Raw genomic sequence first — 15530 nt, 5'->3', positions numbered from 1 at the left:
TGTGTTTTTTACGATATACTTAACAGCTAGGCAGCTAACATGGCTGTCGCTTTACGTATTAACCGAGAGCTTAGCCATCAGTATTACAACCACTCACAACCAAACCCTAGACACGCTTATTAACAGTGAAGACAGCGTATTTTTAGAGCTACTCAATTTTTGCTACCCCCAATCCCAGCCACAAACTCAGCCACAACAAAAGCCCAGCCAACTCAACCAACAACAAAGCCAGGCGCTACTGCGCAAGCTAGACCACCTAGCCGGCACACAGCTGCTAACCACTTTGCAACAACAACTAGAACCCAGCAATAGCCTGAGCCAAGACAGTTACGCACAACTGCGCTTTTGTGAGCAGCTATTTATCAACTATTGCTCTAGCCATCAACTGGCCGAGGAGATACAGCAGGCTATCGCACCGCTGCTATTAATTATCGCCGACTTACAATTAAGCAACAGCAAATGGCTGTGGCAGCATCACTCGTTTATCACGCTCTTAGCCACTACCCAGCAACACTGCATAGGTTGGCATGCCAGTGACAACAGAGCCAACCATCGTTTTTTGCAGCAGCTACAAGAAGCCGTGGGCGCGCTAATCAAAAGCTGGCAACAGGGCGATATAGATTACGAGCGCAACGCCCTCACTGATTTTTTCGCACAATACGATGCCCGCATTCACAAACTAGAGCAACGCATGATCGCTGCAGAAAGTGGCGCACTAAAAGCCAAACGCAGCCAGGAAATGGCCACCCGAATTATTAATGAGAAAACCCAGCAACAATTATTACCCACCAGCATTCAACATTTTTTGCACAACAGCTGGCACGAATCTATTGTGTTGCTGTTAATCAGCAGTGAAAATATGCAGGTAGAGTTTCACCGCTTAAAAAAACTGACTGAAACCTTTATCTGGACCTTTAAGCCCTACGACCCTGAGGACAACGACACCCAGCAACGTATCTACCGCCTTTTAAGCCAGCTGCAAGAAGAACTAACCAACAACCTAGCCAGCCTAAAACACCAGCCGGATAAATTGGCAGAGGTATTAGCCGACATAGAAGCGCAACACTTACGCATACTGAAAGGTCAAGCTATAGAGCGCAATCCCTGCCTAGCGCTCAACAACAGTAACCCACTCAACGATAGCCACACCAAAATTAGTGGTAGCCTGCTTAAAAAAGTGAACTTACTGAAACCGCAACAGTGGCTGTGCCACAGCATTGACGGACAACCGCAGGCCATTAAATTATTACTAAAACTCAACGACAGCCAGCAACTACTATTCAGCAATCATGTAGGCGTAAAAGCCTGCCAATACTCTTACGAAGAGCTGGCCTACAAATTAGCTAACAACAGTATTAAGCCGCTAGCCAGCCAATCTTACATTAGTCAAACCGGTACAATTTTAATAGAAAAATTATTAGCCACCCAACAACAAGCACAAGAAAAAAATCAAGCGCTACTGACGGGAAAGAGAACGCAGCAACAACTACAATTACAAAAACGTTTGGCCGACCAGAAAAAGGCGCTGGCTGAAGCGCAGGCTATAGCGCGAAAAAAAACGCAGCAACAATCCCAACAAGAGGCTCAACAACAACGTCTTGCGGCGGCAGAAACAGCGCTTAACGCGCAACAAAAATACAGCGAATTACTGCACAAATTTAACAGCGGTGGCATAGTACGCCTTTATAGCAACGAGCAATCGCGCGACTGTAAGCTTGCCGCCATCACGCAACAGGGCAATAACTATATTTTTGTTAATAAGCGGGGTATTAAAGACTGCGAAATAGCAAAACAAGACCTCATTATTCAGCTAGCTACCGGCCAGGCCGAAATTATCGATAACGGCGACCGCTTTGAAGACGCGCTATCAAAAGTCGTCAACAGCATTCGTCAGCAAAAATAAGAAGCTCACTATGAACAATAATGATAAACGCAGTGAAGGCCGAGTCAACGAACAAACCACTATCTTTGTTGAAGCCTATGACAGCACGTCATTTAATGGCACCAAAGTTGTGATATGCAATAGTTTAGATATCTCTGCCAACGGCCTGCAATTTCAAATGGACGAACGCCCGGAACTAGGCAGCATCTTGCGCCTATTTGCCGAATTTCACGATCAACAGGCTGCCATGCAGCTAGTCGGCGAAGTTAAATGGGTGGAACCGCAAGGACAGGACTTTAATATAGGGTTTGCGATCTACGACGCTGAAAACACTGACATTATCCAGTGGAAACAGTTGATTGCCCAACGCCTAGAGCAAGGCGAAGACGATTAACGCCCGCCCAGTTATCGAGGGTAAAAAAAGGCCCTACGTGCTTGTATAGCCTTAGCGGCATCATTACACTGCGCTCAACCATCAATTATCCTTTCGCAGCGTTGCCAACCATACGCCTACCGCCTAAGGACACCGGAGTAAGACCTTGCCAGAGTTAGCCACGCAGCGCATAGAGCAACTGAGCCAAACCGACGCCTTCCAGTATTTAAAATCGCTACAGCGCGGTATAGAAAAAGAAAGCCTACGCACTACCCGTGCCGGCCTATTAGCCCAAACCGATCACCCCAAAGGCTTGGGTTCGCCCTTTACTCACCCCAGAATCACCACCGATTTTTCCGAATCGCTGCTAGAGCTAATCACCCCGGTATTTCCTTCTATAGATGGCGCGCTGGCGTCACTGGATGAGGTTCATCGCTATGTCTACTCGCAACTGGGTGATGAGCTGATGTGGACCGCCAGCATGCCCTGCCAGCTACCAGAAGATGCCGCCATACCGGTAGCGCGCTATGGCAGCTCCAATGCTGCTAAAATGAAGACCGCCTACCGGGTAGGCTTAGGCAACCGCTACGGCCGGGCCATGCAAACCATTTCCGGCATACACTATAACTTCTCGCTACCTGAAGGCCTATGGCCGCATTTACAGCAGCAGCGCTCGGCCGAGTCACAAGCGTTATCCATACAAGATTTTAAAACCGAAAGTTACTTTCATGTTATCCGCAACTTCCGTCGTATCTCTTGGTTGCTACCCTACCTCTACGGCGCATCTCCTGCAGTCAGCAAATGTTTTTTACAAGGCCAGCAGCACGACTTGCAAGAGCTGGATGACAGTACCCTCTACCTGCCCTACGCCACTGCTTTACGCATGGGCGACTTTGGCTACCAGAGTAATGCCCAAAATGGCTTAGCCATTTGCTACAACAAGCTAGACAACTACATAGAGACGCTTAAGCAAGCGATAGTCACCGAGCACCCCGACTATCAAAAAATCGGCATTAAAAAAGACGGTGCCTATCAGCAACTGTCTACCGCCTTGCTACAAATCGAAAATGAATTTTACAGCACCATACGCCCCAAACGCGTTACCGAGTCAGGCGAGATTCCCTTAGGCGCTCTGCAAAACCGTGGCGTCGAATACATAGAAGTGCGCACCATAGATGTAAACCCCTATTTACCACTGGGTATCGATAAAGACGAAATACGTTTTGTCGACTGCCTACTATTATTTTGCCTATTCGATGATAGCCCCGAATGTGATGATGATGATAGCGCACGTATTAATAGCAATTTTAAGGCTGTTGTTAATCACGGTCGCCAGCCCGGGCTGCAACTACAGCAGCGCGCTGGCAATGTTGCCATGAGTGACTGGGCTGAAGAGTTACTGCAAGGCATCACCGCCATCGCCAAACATTTGGACGCCCTACACGGTGGTGGCAACTACCAACGCGTTTGCCAGCAACAACTTGAAAAGCTGCACAACCCCGCCCTCACGCCTTCGGCTAAAATATTGGCTGACATGCAGAAGAACCAGCAAAGCTATTTTGAATTTGCCTTGGCACAATCGCAGCAACACGCGGACAATTTTAAAAAAACCACGCTCAGTAGCGAGCAAATCGATGCGTTTGAAACAGCAAGCCATGAATCTAATCAGCGCCGCGCCGCACTAGAAAGCGAAAGCACGGTAGGCTTTGATGAGTACTTGGCTGCCTTTTACCAACAGTATCAACAGCTGTAACACAACGGCATCAAGGTTAAGCCAATATGAACTATCTGGCCCACCTACACTTAAGCCACGACACGCCCGGCTTAATGATAGGGGCCTTGCTGGGGGATGTGGTTAAAGGGCCGCTTAAAGGCGAGTATCCAGCTGACTGGGAGCAGGGCATACGACTACACCGCCGCATCGATGCTTACACTGACAACCATGCGCTAATCCGCGCATGCCAGGCAGACTTTCCGAAAAAGTTCCGGCGCTTTAGTCCCATTATGCTAGACGTTGCCTTTGACCATTTCCTTATTAAACATTGGCAGCAGTTTCACCCGCAAACATTAGCCACATTCAGCACAGAAATGTATCAATTTTTAAGCAACACCCACTGGCCTGCAGCGGCACAGCCCCACGTTAAGCGCATTGTTAAACACGATTTATTAAACCGCTATCAGGAGTGGGACTTTATTATTGAGGTCATAGCCAGCATAGGGCTGCGCATGCGCGTGACTAACCCCTTGGCCGACACAGATGAAATTCTAGCGCAGCACTATCAGCAGATAGAGCGCACTTTTTTGCAGTTCTACCCGCAACTGCAACAACACGTCAACGGCATGCAATGAATATTAGCGCTGAGCAGTAACGTTAAACATTAACGCTGAACAATAAACGAATCGAATAATAAGTCAGCGATAAACTCTTCGCCCTCTTCCTCTATCAGCACTTGCCGCACCGCCTCTAAAGCCGACTGACGCACCAATTCACGCCCCTCCATAGAAGACATCCCTTCATCGGTTTGCTGCGACAACAACATCACCAAGGTATGGCGTATATAGGGTAAATGTTGCCGCACCTGCGCCATGCCTGGGGTACCGCCACCGGTTTTTACCCGCAGGGTAATGGCCGTTTTTAAATAACGTAAACGGCCAGCACCGCCGTAGTTCACCACAAAGGCAGGCTTTAGCGCAAAGTAGGTGGTCGCCGGTTCCGCCGCGGCGCCTTCTGCAGACTCGTCATCTTGACCAAAGGTTAATGAAGTACACGATAAAATTAGCAATACATAAAACAGTTTGGCTATGAGCTGCGTGGTGGCCCGCATGATTATTTCCTATAGTTGATCAATCGACACATGATATGCGCTGGGCGCTAACAACGCCACATTGGCCTTGAGCAAAAAGTCTATTTGCCCTAATGTAGCAACCCTTAATTAGGAGCCTTTTATGATTACCAGTAGCCCGCGTCATATCAATATCATTATTCTCATCGCTGTTATCGGCCTGATGGGCTATGGACTTTATAGCCAATATGTCATGGGCTTAATTCCCTGCCCCTTGTGCATGACCCAGCGTGCAGCCTATTGCCTCATAGGTGGTTTTGCCTTAATCGCTATCATCCATAAACAAGGTTACAAGATTTACTCACTGCTTATCGCTCTAGCCAGCCTAGGCGGTATAGCCGCTGCGGGCAGGCAAGTGTGGTTACAGCATCTACCCCCCGAGTTAGTCCCCGCCTGCGGCCCCAGCTTAGAATATATGCTGGAGACGTTTCCTTTTGCCGAAGCGCTAAAAATGCTAATCCTAGGGGAAGGCAACTGCGCCATAGTGGATTGGACCTTTGTAGGCCTGAGTATGGCGGAATGGTCGCTGCTGTGGTTTGTGGGATTTTTGGGTGCGGCCCTGTGGCAACTTTTACGTAAGCCAGCCACTGCCGCATGATCAAAGGCCTTAGTATTTTATTGCTGTTTCAATGTCTGGGTGAATTAATCCGCAGCTACAGCCAAGTTGTACTGCCCGGGCCAGTAATAGGCATGTTGTTATTATTTGCCGCGCTATGTCTGCGCGGTGGCGCCTCTACATCATTGCAAAGCGCCAGCCAATCGCTAATCGGCTTAATGACCTTATTATTTGTACCGGCCACCACCGGCCTGTTTTTTTTAAGCACACAGATTATGTCGCAATGGCTGGCTATAGCCGTGGCGCTGGTCGCCGGCACCGTGTTATCACTAAGCTTCAATGTGCTACTAATGAAGCGGCTGGTAAAAAATCATGACTGATTTTTTACTCCCCAACAGTGCTTGGTATAGCGATTTTTTAGTCAGCCCTTTGTTTGCCATTAGCTTAACCTTAATCTGCTTTCAGCTTAGCCAAGTGCTTTATCTGCGCAGCCAGCGCTTCCCTTTATTGCACCCCACTATAGTTTGCGCAGCGGTCATCGCTCTGCTCATTAAGCAACTGGACATTAGCTACCAGCAATATTTTTCAGACAGTTACATATTGACCCTATTACTGGGCCCTACCACCGTAGCACTGGCCATACCGCTCTACCAAAACGCCAAATACATACGCCAATTATTTGCCCCCATAGTAATTACTCTGGTTTTCGGCGCCAGTTTTGCTGCACTATCCGCGGTGGGGCTGGCTTATGCCATGGGTGCCAGCACTGAAACACTGCTGTCGCTGTCGACCAAATCACTCACCACCCCCATAGCGATGACCGTCACTGAGATTATTGGTGGCAACACCGCGCTGGCCGCCGGTGGCGTGATGGTGACTGCTGTTACTGGCCTGTGCTTTGGCCCTTTAATCCTACGCTGGCTACACATAGACGATGATAGAATTTGGGGCTTTTGCTTAGGCATTAGTGCACATGGCACGGCTACCGTGCTAGCTTTTGAGCGCAGCAGCAAGGCCGGCGCTTTTGCTAGCTTGGCACTGTGTTTAACCGGCAGTTTTAGCGCCATTGTTATTCCTATAATCGTTAGCCTCTTGAAATAAAGCGGCTCTGGGCAACTATGCCTTGCCAGTCAAGCCCCGCTCACTTATATTCAACAGCAAGCATGCTTACAAAAAGATTACGCAGAGCGGTTAACAGCGTTTACTGACGTAGAGAAGCGGCTCCCATCAAGCAGTTAGGTATTAGGGGACTTACTATGCTAGACACATGCACCATTGAAGAACGCTGGAGTGGCGTCAACGAGATGATAGAGCGTTGGTTAGAAGAGCGCCAAAAACTCATCGTAGAATTTTGTGCCGTAGGCGAAGACCGTGACAATGAAAGGTCTGAAAATGCCGAGCAATTACACAAACGTCTGCAGCATTTTTGCCAATTATTAGTTGATTATGTTTGCGCTGGTCACTTCGAGGTGTACTACCAACTGCTGCGCGAAGCTGAAGAGTTTAAAGATGGCAGCGCCAATATTGCTCAAGGCCTATTGCCCGAACTTAACGAAAACACCACTATCGCTATGGAGTTTCACGACAAGTACGCTGAAACCGACCAAAACACGCCCTTAAACAATTTATCTAACAAACTCTCAAAATTGGGTGAAGTTTTGGAACTGCGTTTTGAAATTGAAGACAGGCTTATCGATGTAATGCACAACGCGCACAAAGCCATCACCACCGAAGCCTAGCCACTTGTAATAACTAGTGGCAAGGTAAAGTCTGCTGAGATAGAGGCTTATCGCCATGCACCGGCTCTACTGCCGGGCATGGCAATACACTCATTACCCAAGGCGAGATTCGGCCAATGCCAGCACTACACAGCAATCGTAAACCCCGAATGCTGCCCCGCTATCTAACCACACGCAAACTCACTGCCCTATTATTCGCCGCATGCTTTACGCTTAGCGCCTGTGATGCCGGTAAGGCGCCCGAGCACAGCGTAGAAGTGGCTGTTAAAGGCCTGTACAGCGGCGCTATCAGCAATGACGGCAAGCTCAGCGTGATAGGCTCCATACATCACGGCGGCAGCCTGTGGCGCAGCAGCCAAAACGAGCGTCTCTACAATTGGAATCACAAGCAGGGTGAATACAGCAATATTATCGCCAGCGGTTTCTCACCCGAAGGTGACTTTGCCCTTACCGCCGATCACCAAACCATGGTGCTGTGGTCTACCCAAAGCGGCAAGGCCCTGACTTTTTGGACCTCCCCCAGCCAAGTACACGACATCGCCCTAAGCAACAACGGTAACTTTGCCTTTTTGGGACTGCATGATGACAGTGCGGTGTTATTTGACGTCAAGCGTGGCGGGGTTAAACGCAGCTTTTATCACCGCAATAGAGTGACCGCAGTAGCCCTTAGCGACGACGGTAAGTTAGCGCTAACCGGTTCTGATGACAGCGACGCTAAGCTCTGGGATGTTAACAGCGGCAAGGCTTTATTTACCTGGCAGCACGCTGATGAGGTGGTCACCGTCGCCTTAACCAGCACGGGCGACAAAGCCTTTACCGTCGCCAAATACGATAAGGCCGCGCTCTGGGATACCCAAACAGGCAAACTGTTAGGCGAGCTACCACTGCGCGCCAGCAGCCTAAGACGCGGCCTATCCTTCACCGCAGCCAAGTTCTCTAGTGATGGTAAGCAATTACTTACCGGCAGCTCCGATCGAAAGGTGCAGCTCTGGGATGTCAAAACCCTCCAGCCCCTAGCCAGCTGGACCGTACCCAAACGCGACCTCTTCAAGCCCACCAGCGCCAGCATAGTGGCAGTAGGCTTTAGCGCCATTAGCGGTAAATACCTAGCGCTGGCATCGAATGGGTTTAGTCATGTTTTAAAGCGCTAAGGCGCTTTAGCTACAAGTAGCGTACCTGCTTCCATCGAAATCTAACAAGCGCCTTAGTGTTTTTCTTACCTCTTGCAGCTTGCCACTTACAGCTACCATAAAAAAAGGGGCGTAACTACAACGAGTTACGCCCCTTTTTTTATGGTAAAGCTACTATTTAGTAGCTGCATCATCCTTAATCGAAACCAACTCAACCTCAAATATCAGCGTCGCGTCGGGGCCTATAGGGCCGCCGGTGCCGCCTGGGCCGTAGGCCAAGTCAGAGGGGATATATAAGTTCCACTTAGAACCTACCGGCATTAATTGCAGGGCTTCGGTCCAACCGGCAATCACGCCGTTAACGGGAAAGCTGACGGTGGCGTCACGCTTGTAAGAGCTATCAAACTCGGTGCCATCAATTAACGTTCCACGGTAGTGCACCTCTACGGTATCGGTCGCGCTAGGTTTGGCACCGGCACCTTCGGTAATCACCGAGTACTGTAGGCCGCTATCTAAGGTGATTACCCCTTCTTTAGCTGCATTTTCTGCTAAAAAGGCCTCACCGGCTTGTTTATTTTGGTCGGCTATAGCGGTTTGTGCGGCCTTTTGCTTTTCCATTTGCTGCTGCTGGAAAGTTTGCATTTCAGCCATCACTTCTTCTTGCGTCATTAAACGCTCGCCACCCGCTAAGGCATGCTTCATGCCTAGCGCAAAGGCGTCAGCGTCAACCTCGATGCTCTCCTGCGCGATACGCTCACCTAAGCCTATGCCCATGCCATAGCTGACGCGCTTGGCCGAGTCATCTAACGTAACCGTTTTTTCCGCGGCTTGTTGATTACAGCCTGCCAATGCTGCAGTTATTGCTGCAGCAACCAGTAAATTGCGTTTCATTGATATTCCTTTTAAGGCTTAAATATAAAGATTGTTATTGTAGTCATTGCTAGTGATATAAGTCTGTGAACAGCTTCGTAAGTTCCCTGCTCGATAGCGTGGCTTCACAAATAGCCCATGCAGCACAGGCACCACGCTTGCAGGTATCTATAGTACACGGCACACAATTTACCGCAAATAGCTAAAAAAGCCACAGCCGCCAGTGGTTTTTATCTCTCGTCGTAGGGGCGAATTTAAACGAGAGACTATCGTTTGTTGAAAATTTGTACTATACCATTGATAAGTAGTTGATATTTATCGTATAAAGTAGCCTATGCCAATAATAATCAGAAGGGATTTAACACCATGGCAAGTAAAGCAAAAAAGACGTCACCCAAAACGTCTGCACCCAGCGTTGCCGATATTGAAAAGCAACTCGCCAGGGCCCAAGCCGCACTCAGTAAAGCCCGCGCAGCACAATTAAAGCAGCACACCGCTGCCGCTAAAAAATCAGCTGCCGCGCTCAACAAAGCTAAAGCTCAGCTCGCTACGGCCAACAAAAAACAACAGGCAGCCAAAAATGCTAAACAAAAGAGCGCCGCAAAAAGCGCTGTAGCCACCGCCAAAAAAATGTTGGCTAGTTGTCAAAACGCTGCTGCCGCTGATAAAGCCAGCCTTGCCGCCATTAAAAGTGACGTAGCCAGAGCCAAAACCTTGGCAGCCGCCCTCAAGCAAAGCAGCCCACCAGCTAAAAAGCCCGCAGCCAAGAAAAAGGCCCCCGCTAAAACTAAAACCGCTCAGCCTAAGGCCACAGCGGCCAGCAAGGCTGCGCCAGCAAAGGTCAAGAGCAAGGCAAAAACTAACCCACGTAAATCCCCTGCCGCTAAGCCCGCCGCAGCCAAGCAAGCCCCAGCCAAGGTCGCAAGCAAAAAAAGCGTGGTAAAAAAAGCGCCGGTTAAAGCTAGTGCTCAAAAAACGGCAGCGGTAAAACCCCGCCCCGCCCCTAGCAAGGTAGACCAAGCTAAAGCCCAGCCAGCTGCAGCCCCTGCGGTAACGGCATCCGCTGCGCCTATAGCCGCTCCCGTACAAACTAAGATTTTGGCAGACCTGCCCAAGCCAGTAGCCGCGCCCGTGCTTAAGCAAGCAGCACCGGCACCCAAGCCCATAGAAGAAAAAGAAAAGCCTGCCGATAAAAAAGCTAAGGACGATTCCCCCGTTATTAAAAGCCTTTTTGATTTTTAGCTGCGATCTAACCGCAAGCCATCCGCTCTAATACTCGCAGGAGGCTTAGAGCGGATGGCTTGCGGCCACATTGACAGTGTTAGTCAGCAAACTACAAAAGCCCTGCACCGCCGGCGTTACATCCGCCTCATCCACAATTAAGCCACCCAAATAGTGACTCACATTGCGGTGTAATAAACCTTGCTGAGCTGCGGCTAAAGGTAGGTTGCGCAGCTGATCATACAGGCGCTGCTGCTGCAGGGCTTCCGCTTGCAGCTCTAGAGCTTTGGCCTGTTGATAAATGTCTGAACTGCTAGTGGTTTTTAAAAAGCGCCGCGCCTGCCGCAAAGGCTGCACACAGCGCTGCTGCCACTGCTCGGACTCGGCCAGTAAGCCTTGCAACAAAGGATCAGTGAGTGGCTGGCCTATGGACGCTAACCAAGCTGCACACAGCAGCATATTGATATCAACGCCGTAATCATCCTGTAATTGCAAACATAGTTCGGCCACCGCCGGGCGTTGATACACCGTCAGTGAATACTGCCAAAAGGGGTTGTGCGTCATACATCATCCTGGTGATTTCATTACTCTCGTTTGATCAAGCAAGGTATACTCCGCCGCCATGATTAAACTTGATTCAGTAAGCTTACAACGCGGTAGCAAGATTTTGCTAGAGCAAGCTAGTGCGGTATTTCACACTGGCCACAAAAATGCCTTAATTGGCGGTAATGGCAGCGGCAAGTCCAGCCTATTCCAGCTTATTTTAGGTCAGCTTAGCAGCGATAGTGGCAGCGTCTCTATACCCAGACAATGGCGCATCGCCCATATGGCGCAGGAAGTGGCTACCAGCCAACGCCCCGCCCTAGATTATATTATTGATGGTGATCTCGAACTACGCCGTATAGAGCAAGCACTGCAACAAGCCGAACACAGCGAGCAACACCTGCTAATCGCCAGCCTGCACGAGCAGCTTGACGATATAGATGGCTACAACGCCAAGGTGAGAGCCGTGCAATTATTGCTAGGCCTAGGTTTTAGCATTAGCGATGCGCAAAAGCCGGCCAACAGCTTTTCCGGTGGCTGGCGCATACGCCTCAACCTAGCCCAGGCGTTGATGAGTCCTTCGGATCTATTGCTATTAGATGAGCCCACCAATCACCTCGACTTAGACGCCGAACTATGGCTGGAACAATGGCTGCAAAACTATGACGGCAGCTTGCTATTAATTTCCCACGACCGCGACTTTATCGACAGCGTCTGTGACGGCATCGTACACATAGAAAACCAACAGCTCACCACCTACAGCGGCAACTACTCCGCCTTTGAGCGACAACGTGCCGAGCGCCTAGCTCAACAACAAGCTAATTACGAGAAGCAACAACAGCGCATCGGTGAAATTAGCGATTTTGTACGCCGCTTTAGAGCCAAGGCTACCAAAGCCAAACAGGCGCAAAGTCGCTTAAAAGAATTAGCGCGCATGGAAGAAATTGCCCCCGCGCATATAGATTCGCCCTTTAACTTTAGATTTCCCGAGCCCGACCGTTTTTCTGACCCGCTATTAAATATCAGCCACGGCCAACTGGGCTATGGCGACACCATTATTATCGACGCCCTCAACCTCAGCATCCATCCCGGCAGCCGCATAGGTTTGCTGGGCGCCAACGGCGCAGGTAAATCGACTTTAATCAAAACGCTGGCCACCGAGCTGACCTTACTGAAAGGTGAGCGCACTCAGGGTGAGCACATGGCACTGGGCTACTTCAGCCAACATCAGCTGGAAGCACTGGACTTAGATGCCAGCCCCGCCCTGCACCTACAACGCTTGGCACCGAAAGCCCGCGAACAAGAGATACGCAATTTTTTAGGCGGCTTTAATTTTCACGGCGAGATGGCGGTGGCAAACATCCGTCATTTTTCCGGTGGCGAAAAAGCGCGTTTGGCACTGGCCATCGTAGTTTGGCAAAAACCCAATTTGTTATTATTGGACGAGCCCACCAACCACCTAGACTTAGAAATGTGCCACGCCCTCACTGTAGCCCTACAAGGCTTTGAAGGTGCCGTGGTGGTGATCTCGCATGACAGGCATTTATTGCGCAACACGGTAGACCAATTTTTATTAGTGGCCAACGGCAAAGCCGTAGTCTTTGACGACGACTTGGACGCCTACAGTCGCTGGATTATGGAACAGCGAAAAATCGCCAATAACCTGAGTAAAAATGCCGAAAAAGATGTTGAGAGCAGCGCCAACACCAAAAAAGAGCAAAGGCAGCAAGCCGCCGAGCAGCGCAAAAAACTAGCACCCATTACCAATGCCATTAAAAAAATTGAAAAAGTAATGGAGCAACTGGACGGCAAGCTCAGCAGCATAGAGCAGGCGCTAGCCGACACCACATTGTACGAAGACGACAACAAGCCACAATTACAAAAACTATTAAAAGAACAGGGCGAGTTAAAGCAAGCCCATGAACAAGCAGAAGAGCAGTGGCTTGAGCTAAACGATGAATTAGAAAACATCATCAGCAGCTAATTGAGACTGTAACTAAATCTGTGTAACTGTCTATCATTAAACCCAAAAAGGGTAAGGATAGACAGCCATGAACCACGACGAACTAAAAGCAATAGCCCAAGCCGCAGCCAAGAACATTAAGACCGAAGCGGATCTTAATGAATTTAGGCAGATGCTCACCAAAATCACCGTTGAAACGGCCCTTAATGCTGAATTAGACGATCATTTAGGTTACGCAAGGCACGAGACATCGGAAGCGATTAATAGCCGCAATGGCTTTACCAGTAAGACCTTGCAGACCGAAAATGGCCAATTTCAAGTCGATACCCCACGCGATCGAGCAGGAAGCTTTGAGCCCAAGCTGGTTAAAAAGCATCAGCGCCGCTTTACCTCCATGGACGATAAAATTCTCTTCCTCTACGCCCAGGGCATGAGCACACGGGAAATCGTCACCACCTTTAAAGAAATGTACGGCGCGGATATTTCGCCCACACTAATCTCCAAAGTGACTAACGCCGTTATCGATCAAGTTGTCGAGTGGCAAGCGCGGCCACTGGATGCCATCTACCCCATCGTCTATCTCGACTGCATCGTGCTTAAAATCAGGCAGGATAAACAGGTTATCAACAAAGCCATCTATTTGGCCCTAGGCGTGAATATAGAAGGCCATAAAGTGCTATTAGGGTTGTGGATATCAGAGAATGAAGGCGCTAAGTTTTGGCTTAACGTGCTGACTGAACTGCAAAATCGAGGTGTGAAAGATATTTTAATTGCCTGCGTTGACGGCCTCAAAGGCTTTCCCGATGCCATTAATGCTGTCTATCCTGATACCCAAATACAGCTTTGTATTGTGCACATGGTGCGTAACGCCATGAAGTTTGTGCCTTGGAAAGATTACAAGGCTGTAGCGGCAGATTTAAAATTAATTTATAAGTCAGCAACCGAAGAAGAAGCCCTACAGGCGTTAGCGCAATTTGCCGAGGGCTGGGACGATAAGTATCCGCAGATAAGTAAATCATGGCATGCCCACTGGCATAACCTCAACACCCTGTTTGCCTACCCTCAGGACATACGCAAAGCGATCTATACGACCAACGCCATCGAATCACTCAATAGCGTCATTCGCAAGGCTGTGAAAAAGCGAAAGCTATTCCCCAGTGACGACTCGGCCAAAAAAGTTGTTTACTTGGCGATACAGGAAGCTTCAAAAAAATGGACAATGCCGATAAGGAATTGGAAGCCGGCATTGAACCGATTTATCATTGAATTCGAAGGCCGTTTAACGGATTATATTTAACCCAGACAGTTACACAGAAATATTTACAGGCTCAGCTAATTAGCCAACCTTTAGGCTATAGCGGCTACAGTAGGTTTTAATACGCAAGCTTGCTATCTGGCTAGCATTCATCTATACAAATGCAACAACATAATAATAACAACAACAAACCCCATAATATTTATTAAGCTGTTAAATATTAACCCTCACTTTCATTCGGAGAATGATTATGAAAGGTTTCAAACAGCTAATAAGTCTTAGCAGCCTATTGCTAGCCACGGCGCTAAGCGCACAAGTCCCCGAAATAGCCGACCAACAGCTTAATGATATCGCCATAGTCAAACCCCATCCTGAGTATGGCGCGGTAATTATATATAACCCCATCATCTGCCAACAGATAGGCGCAGCTTGTGGCTTTTTTCGCGCCCATGAATACGGCCATATTGCGCTTAACCACCAATACCTACACCCCAGCGCCTACCCCGCACAACGAGAAGCCGAAGCCGATCGCTGGGCTGCTAGCAATGGTGTTCCGCAGGAAATACTATCCGCTTATTATCTCTTTTTAAATGGCGGCAGCAGCGGTGACTGGCAAACCTATGGTAACCCGCAACAACGCGCCCAGCGCTTGCGGTTATACGCTATTGACGCAGGTAAATGGATAGGGCCATAAAGCGCGCTTCATTTAAACAGCGCCCAGATAAAAATCTGTTTAGTAACAACGCACAAGGAGACAATAATGGACCGTAAGTTCGTATTAAGCAGCTTATGCTATGCATTGTTGGCCTAGCCTTGGGTATTTTTATGGCAGCGTCTAAAAACCATGGCCAATTAGTCACCCACGCACACATTTTGCTATTGGGCTTTGTGGTTTCTTTTATTTATGCCCTATGCCACAAACTGTGGTTGCACAATGGCACTTCGACACTGGCGTTAATACAGTTTTACCTGCATCAAATCGGCATCCTGCTATTAACGGCGGGGCTGTTTTTATTGTATGGCCAATTGATCAACCCAGAGACCATAGACCCACTGCTAGCCCTAGCTTCTATTAGCGTATTTATTAGTCTAATATTAATGTTGTTGCTGTTTATTAAACAGAGCGTGCGTACTTAATTAACAAATTTAGGATAT

At 48.9% G+C, this 15530-nt stretch carries 17 protein-coding genes; 14 read left to right on the top strand and 3 right to left on the bottom strand.

The window, feature by feature from the left end:
* Position 1 precedes the first annotated feature (1 nt).
* The 4 genes from B067_RS0118295 (at position 2) to B067_RS0118280 (ending at position 4604) form a co-directional block, all read left to right on the top strand.
* Entirely contained in the window at positions 2-1903 is a 1902-nt protein-coding gene (locus tag B067_RS0118295; RefSeq protein ID WP_019531549.1) for a DUF1631 family protein, read from the top strand.
* 10 nt (positions 1904-1913) lie between these two features.
* Entirely contained in the window at positions 1914-2276 is a 363-nt protein-coding gene (locus B067_RS0118290; protein WP_019531548.1) for a PilZ domain-containing protein, read from the top strand.
* Between the two features lie 145 nt (positions 2277-2421).
* Complete coding sequence (gene gshA, locus B067_RS0118285) at positions 2422-4008, top strand: glutamate--cysteine ligase (protein WP_019531547.1); 1587 nt, start codon at positions 2422-2424, stop codon at positions 4006-4008.
* A 26-nt stretch (positions 4009-4034) separates the two neighbouring features.
* Positions 4035-4604, top strand: a complete 570-nt coding sequence (locus B067_RS0118280) for an acyl carrier protein phosphodiesterase (protein WP_019531546.1) — start codon at positions 4035-4037, stop codon at positions 4602-4604.
* A gap of 29 nt (positions 4605-4633) precedes the next feature.
* Here the strand turns inward: B067_RS0118280 and B067_RS0118275 are convergent, their stop codons facing one another.
* On the bottom strand, positions 4634-5080 hold the full coding sequence (locus tag B067_RS0118275; protein WP_019531545.1) for a flagellar basal body-associated FliL family protein: 447 nt from the start codon (positions 5078-5080) through the stop codon (positions 4634-4636).
* Positions 5081-5201: 121 nt separating this feature from the next.
* Between B067_RS0118275 and B067_RS0118270 the strand changes: the two genes are divergently transcribed.
* The 5 genes from B067_RS0118270 (at position 5202) to B067_RS0118250 (ending at position 8544) form a co-directional block, all read left to right on the top strand.
* Positions 5202-5696 carry a disulfide bond formation protein B gene (locus tag B067_RS0118270; protein ID WP_019531544.1) on the top strand — a complete coding sequence of 165 codons (495 nt, stop codon included), beginning with the start codon at positions 5202-5204 and terminating at the stop codon, positions 5694-5696.
* Positions 5693-6034, top strand: a complete 342-nt coding sequence (locus tag B067_RS0118265; RefSeq protein ID WP_019531543.1) for a CidA/LrgA family protein — start codon at positions 5693-5695, stop codon at positions 6032-6034. The genes B067_RS0118270 and B067_RS0118265 overlap by 4 nt, the downstream gene beginning before the upstream one ends.
* Positions 6027-6755 carry an LrgB family protein gene (locus tag B067_RS0118260; RefSeq protein ID WP_019531542.1) on the top strand — a complete coding sequence of 243 codons (729 nt, stop codon included), beginning with the start codon at positions 6027-6029 and terminating at the stop codon, positions 6753-6755. Before B067_RS0118265 ends, B067_RS0118260 begins: the two co-directional genes overlap by 8 nt.
* 155 nt (positions 6756-6910) lie before the next feature.
* Entirely contained in the window at positions 6911-7393 is a 483-nt protein-coding gene (locus tag B067_RS0118255; protein ID WP_019531541.1) for an Rsd/AlgQ family anti-sigma factor, read from the top strand.
* A gap of 116 nt (positions 7394-7509) precedes the next feature.
* Positions 7510-8544, top strand: coding sequence for a WD40 repeat domain-containing protein (locus B067_RS0118250; protein WP_240472889.1), 1035 nt, complete (start codon positions 7510-7512; stop codon positions 8542-8544).
* Between the two features lie 153 nt (positions 8545-8697).
* On the opposite strand, the gene B067_RS0118245 is transcribed toward B067_RS0118250, so the two are convergent.
* Positions 8698-9414, bottom strand: a complete 717-nt coding sequence (locus B067_RS0118245) for a BamJ family beta-barrel-assembly machinery protein (protein ID WP_019531539.1) — start codon at positions 9412-9414, stop codon at positions 8698-8700.
* Positions 9415-9759: 345 nt separating this feature from the next.
* Here B067_RS0118245 and B067_RS20970 point away from each other — a divergent pair, with 345 nt between their 5' ends.
* Entirely contained in the window at positions 9760-10635 is an 876-nt protein-coding gene (locus tag B067_RS20970) for a hypothetical protein (RefSeq protein WP_019531538.1), read from the top strand.
* A 45-nt stretch (positions 10636-10680) separates the two neighbouring features.
* On the opposite strand, the gene B067_RS20965 is transcribed toward B067_RS20970, so the two are convergent.
* On the bottom strand, positions 10681-11178 hold the full coding sequence (locus B067_RS20965; protein ID WP_019531537.1) for a TIGR02444 family protein: 498 nt from the start codon (positions 11176-11178) through the stop codon (positions 10681-10683).
* Between the two features lie 58 nt (positions 11179-11236).
* Here B067_RS20965 and B067_RS0118230 point away from each other — a divergent pair, with 58 nt between their 5' ends.
* From B067_RS0118230 to B067_RS20960, 4 genes are all read left to right on the top strand, one after another.
* Positions 11237-13141 carry an ATP-binding cassette domain-containing protein gene (locus B067_RS0118230; protein WP_019531536.1) on the top strand — a complete coding sequence of 635 codons (1905 nt, stop codon included), beginning with the start codon at positions 11237-11239 and terminating at the stop codon, positions 13139-13141.
* Positions 13142-13208: 67 nt separating this feature from the next.
* On the top strand, positions 13209-14417 hold the full coding sequence (locus B067_RS0118225) for an IS256 family transposase (protein ID WP_019531535.1): 1209 nt from the start codon (positions 13209-13211) through the stop codon (positions 14415-14417).
* Between the two features lie 208 nt (positions 14418-14625).
* Positions 14626-15069, top strand: coding sequence for a M48 family metalloprotease (locus tag B067_RS0118220; protein ID WP_156820905.1), 444 nt, complete (start codon positions 14626-14628; stop codon positions 15067-15069).
* Between the two features lie 131 nt (positions 15070-15200).
* The gene (locus tag B067_RS20960) at positions 15201-15512 is read left to right on the top strand and encodes a TonB-dependent receptor (protein ID WP_240472888.1); all 312 of its coding nucleotides are present in this window, start codon (positions 15201-15203) and stop codon (positions 15510-15512) included.
* Positions 15513-15530: the final 18 nt, after the last annotated feature.

The organism is Dasania marina DSM 21967, from assembly GCF_000373485.1.
GTDB lineage: Bacteria > Pseudomonadota > Gammaproteobacteria > Pseudomonadales > Dasaniaceae > Dasania > Dasania marina.
Note: the sequence above shows the minus strand (reverse complement) of the source record. Positions and strands in the feature narration are given on the sequence as shown.

Bases quoted from the DNA above. Each gene is read 5' to 3' on its own strand.
- B067_RS20970 (WP_019531538.1), top strand. From the start codon at position 9,760: ATGGCAAGTAAAGCAAAAAAGACGTCACCCAAAACGTCTGCACCCAGC.
- B067_RS0118255 (WP_019531541.1), top strand. From the start codon at position 6,911: ATGCTAGACACATGCACCATTGAAGAACGCTGGAGTGGCGTCAACGAG.
- B067_RS0118270 (WP_019531544.1), top strand. From the start codon at position 5,202: ATGATTACCAGTAGCCCGCGTCATATCAATATCATTATTCTCATCGCT.
- B067_RS0118250 (WP_240472889.1), top strand. From the start codon at position 7,510: ATGCCAGCACTACACAGCAATCGTAAACCCCGAATGCTGCCCCGCTAT.
- B067_RS20960 (WP_240472888.1), top strand. From the start codon at position 15,201: ATGGCAGCGTCTAAAAACCATGGCCAATTAGTCACCCACGCACACATT.
- B067_RS0118265 (WP_019531543.1), top strand. From the start codon at position 5,693: ATGATCAAAGGCCTTAGTATTTTATTGCTGTTTCAATGTCTGGGTGAA.
- B067_RS0118220 (WP_156820905.1), top strand. From the start codon at position 14,626: ATGAAAGGTTTCAAACAGCTAATAAGTCTTAGCAGCCTATTGCTAGCC.
- B067_RS0118275 (WP_019531545.1), bottom strand. From the start codon at position 5,080: ATGCGGGCCACCACGCAGCTCATAGCCAAACTGTTTTATGTATTGCTA.
- B067_RS0118280 (WP_019531546.1), top strand. From the start codon at position 4,035: ATGAACTATCTGGCCCACCTACACTTAAGCCACGACACGCCCGGCTTA.
- B067_RS0118260 (WP_019531542.1), top strand. From the start codon at position 6,027: ATGACTGATTTTTTACTCCCCAACAGTGCTTGGTATAGCGATTTTTTA.
- B067_RS0118290 (WP_019531548.1), top strand. From the start codon at position 1,914: ATGAACAATAATGATAAACGCAGTGAAGGCCGAGTCAACGAACAAACC.
- B067_RS0118230 (WP_019531536.1), top strand. From the start codon at position 11,237: ATGATTAAACTTGATTCAGTAAGCTTACAACGCGGTAGCAAGATTTTG.
- B067_RS0118245 (WP_019531539.1), bottom strand. From the start codon at position 9,414: ATGAAACGCAATTTACTGGTTGCTGCAGCAATAACTGCAGCATTGGCA.
- B067_RS20965 (WP_019531537.1), bottom strand. From the start codon at position 11,178: ATGACGCACAACCCCTTTTGGCAGTATTCACTGACGGTGTATCAACGC.
- B067_RS0118225 (WP_019531535.1), top strand. From the start codon at position 13,209: ATGAACCACGACGAACTAAAAGCAATAGCCCAAGCCGCAGCCAAGAAC.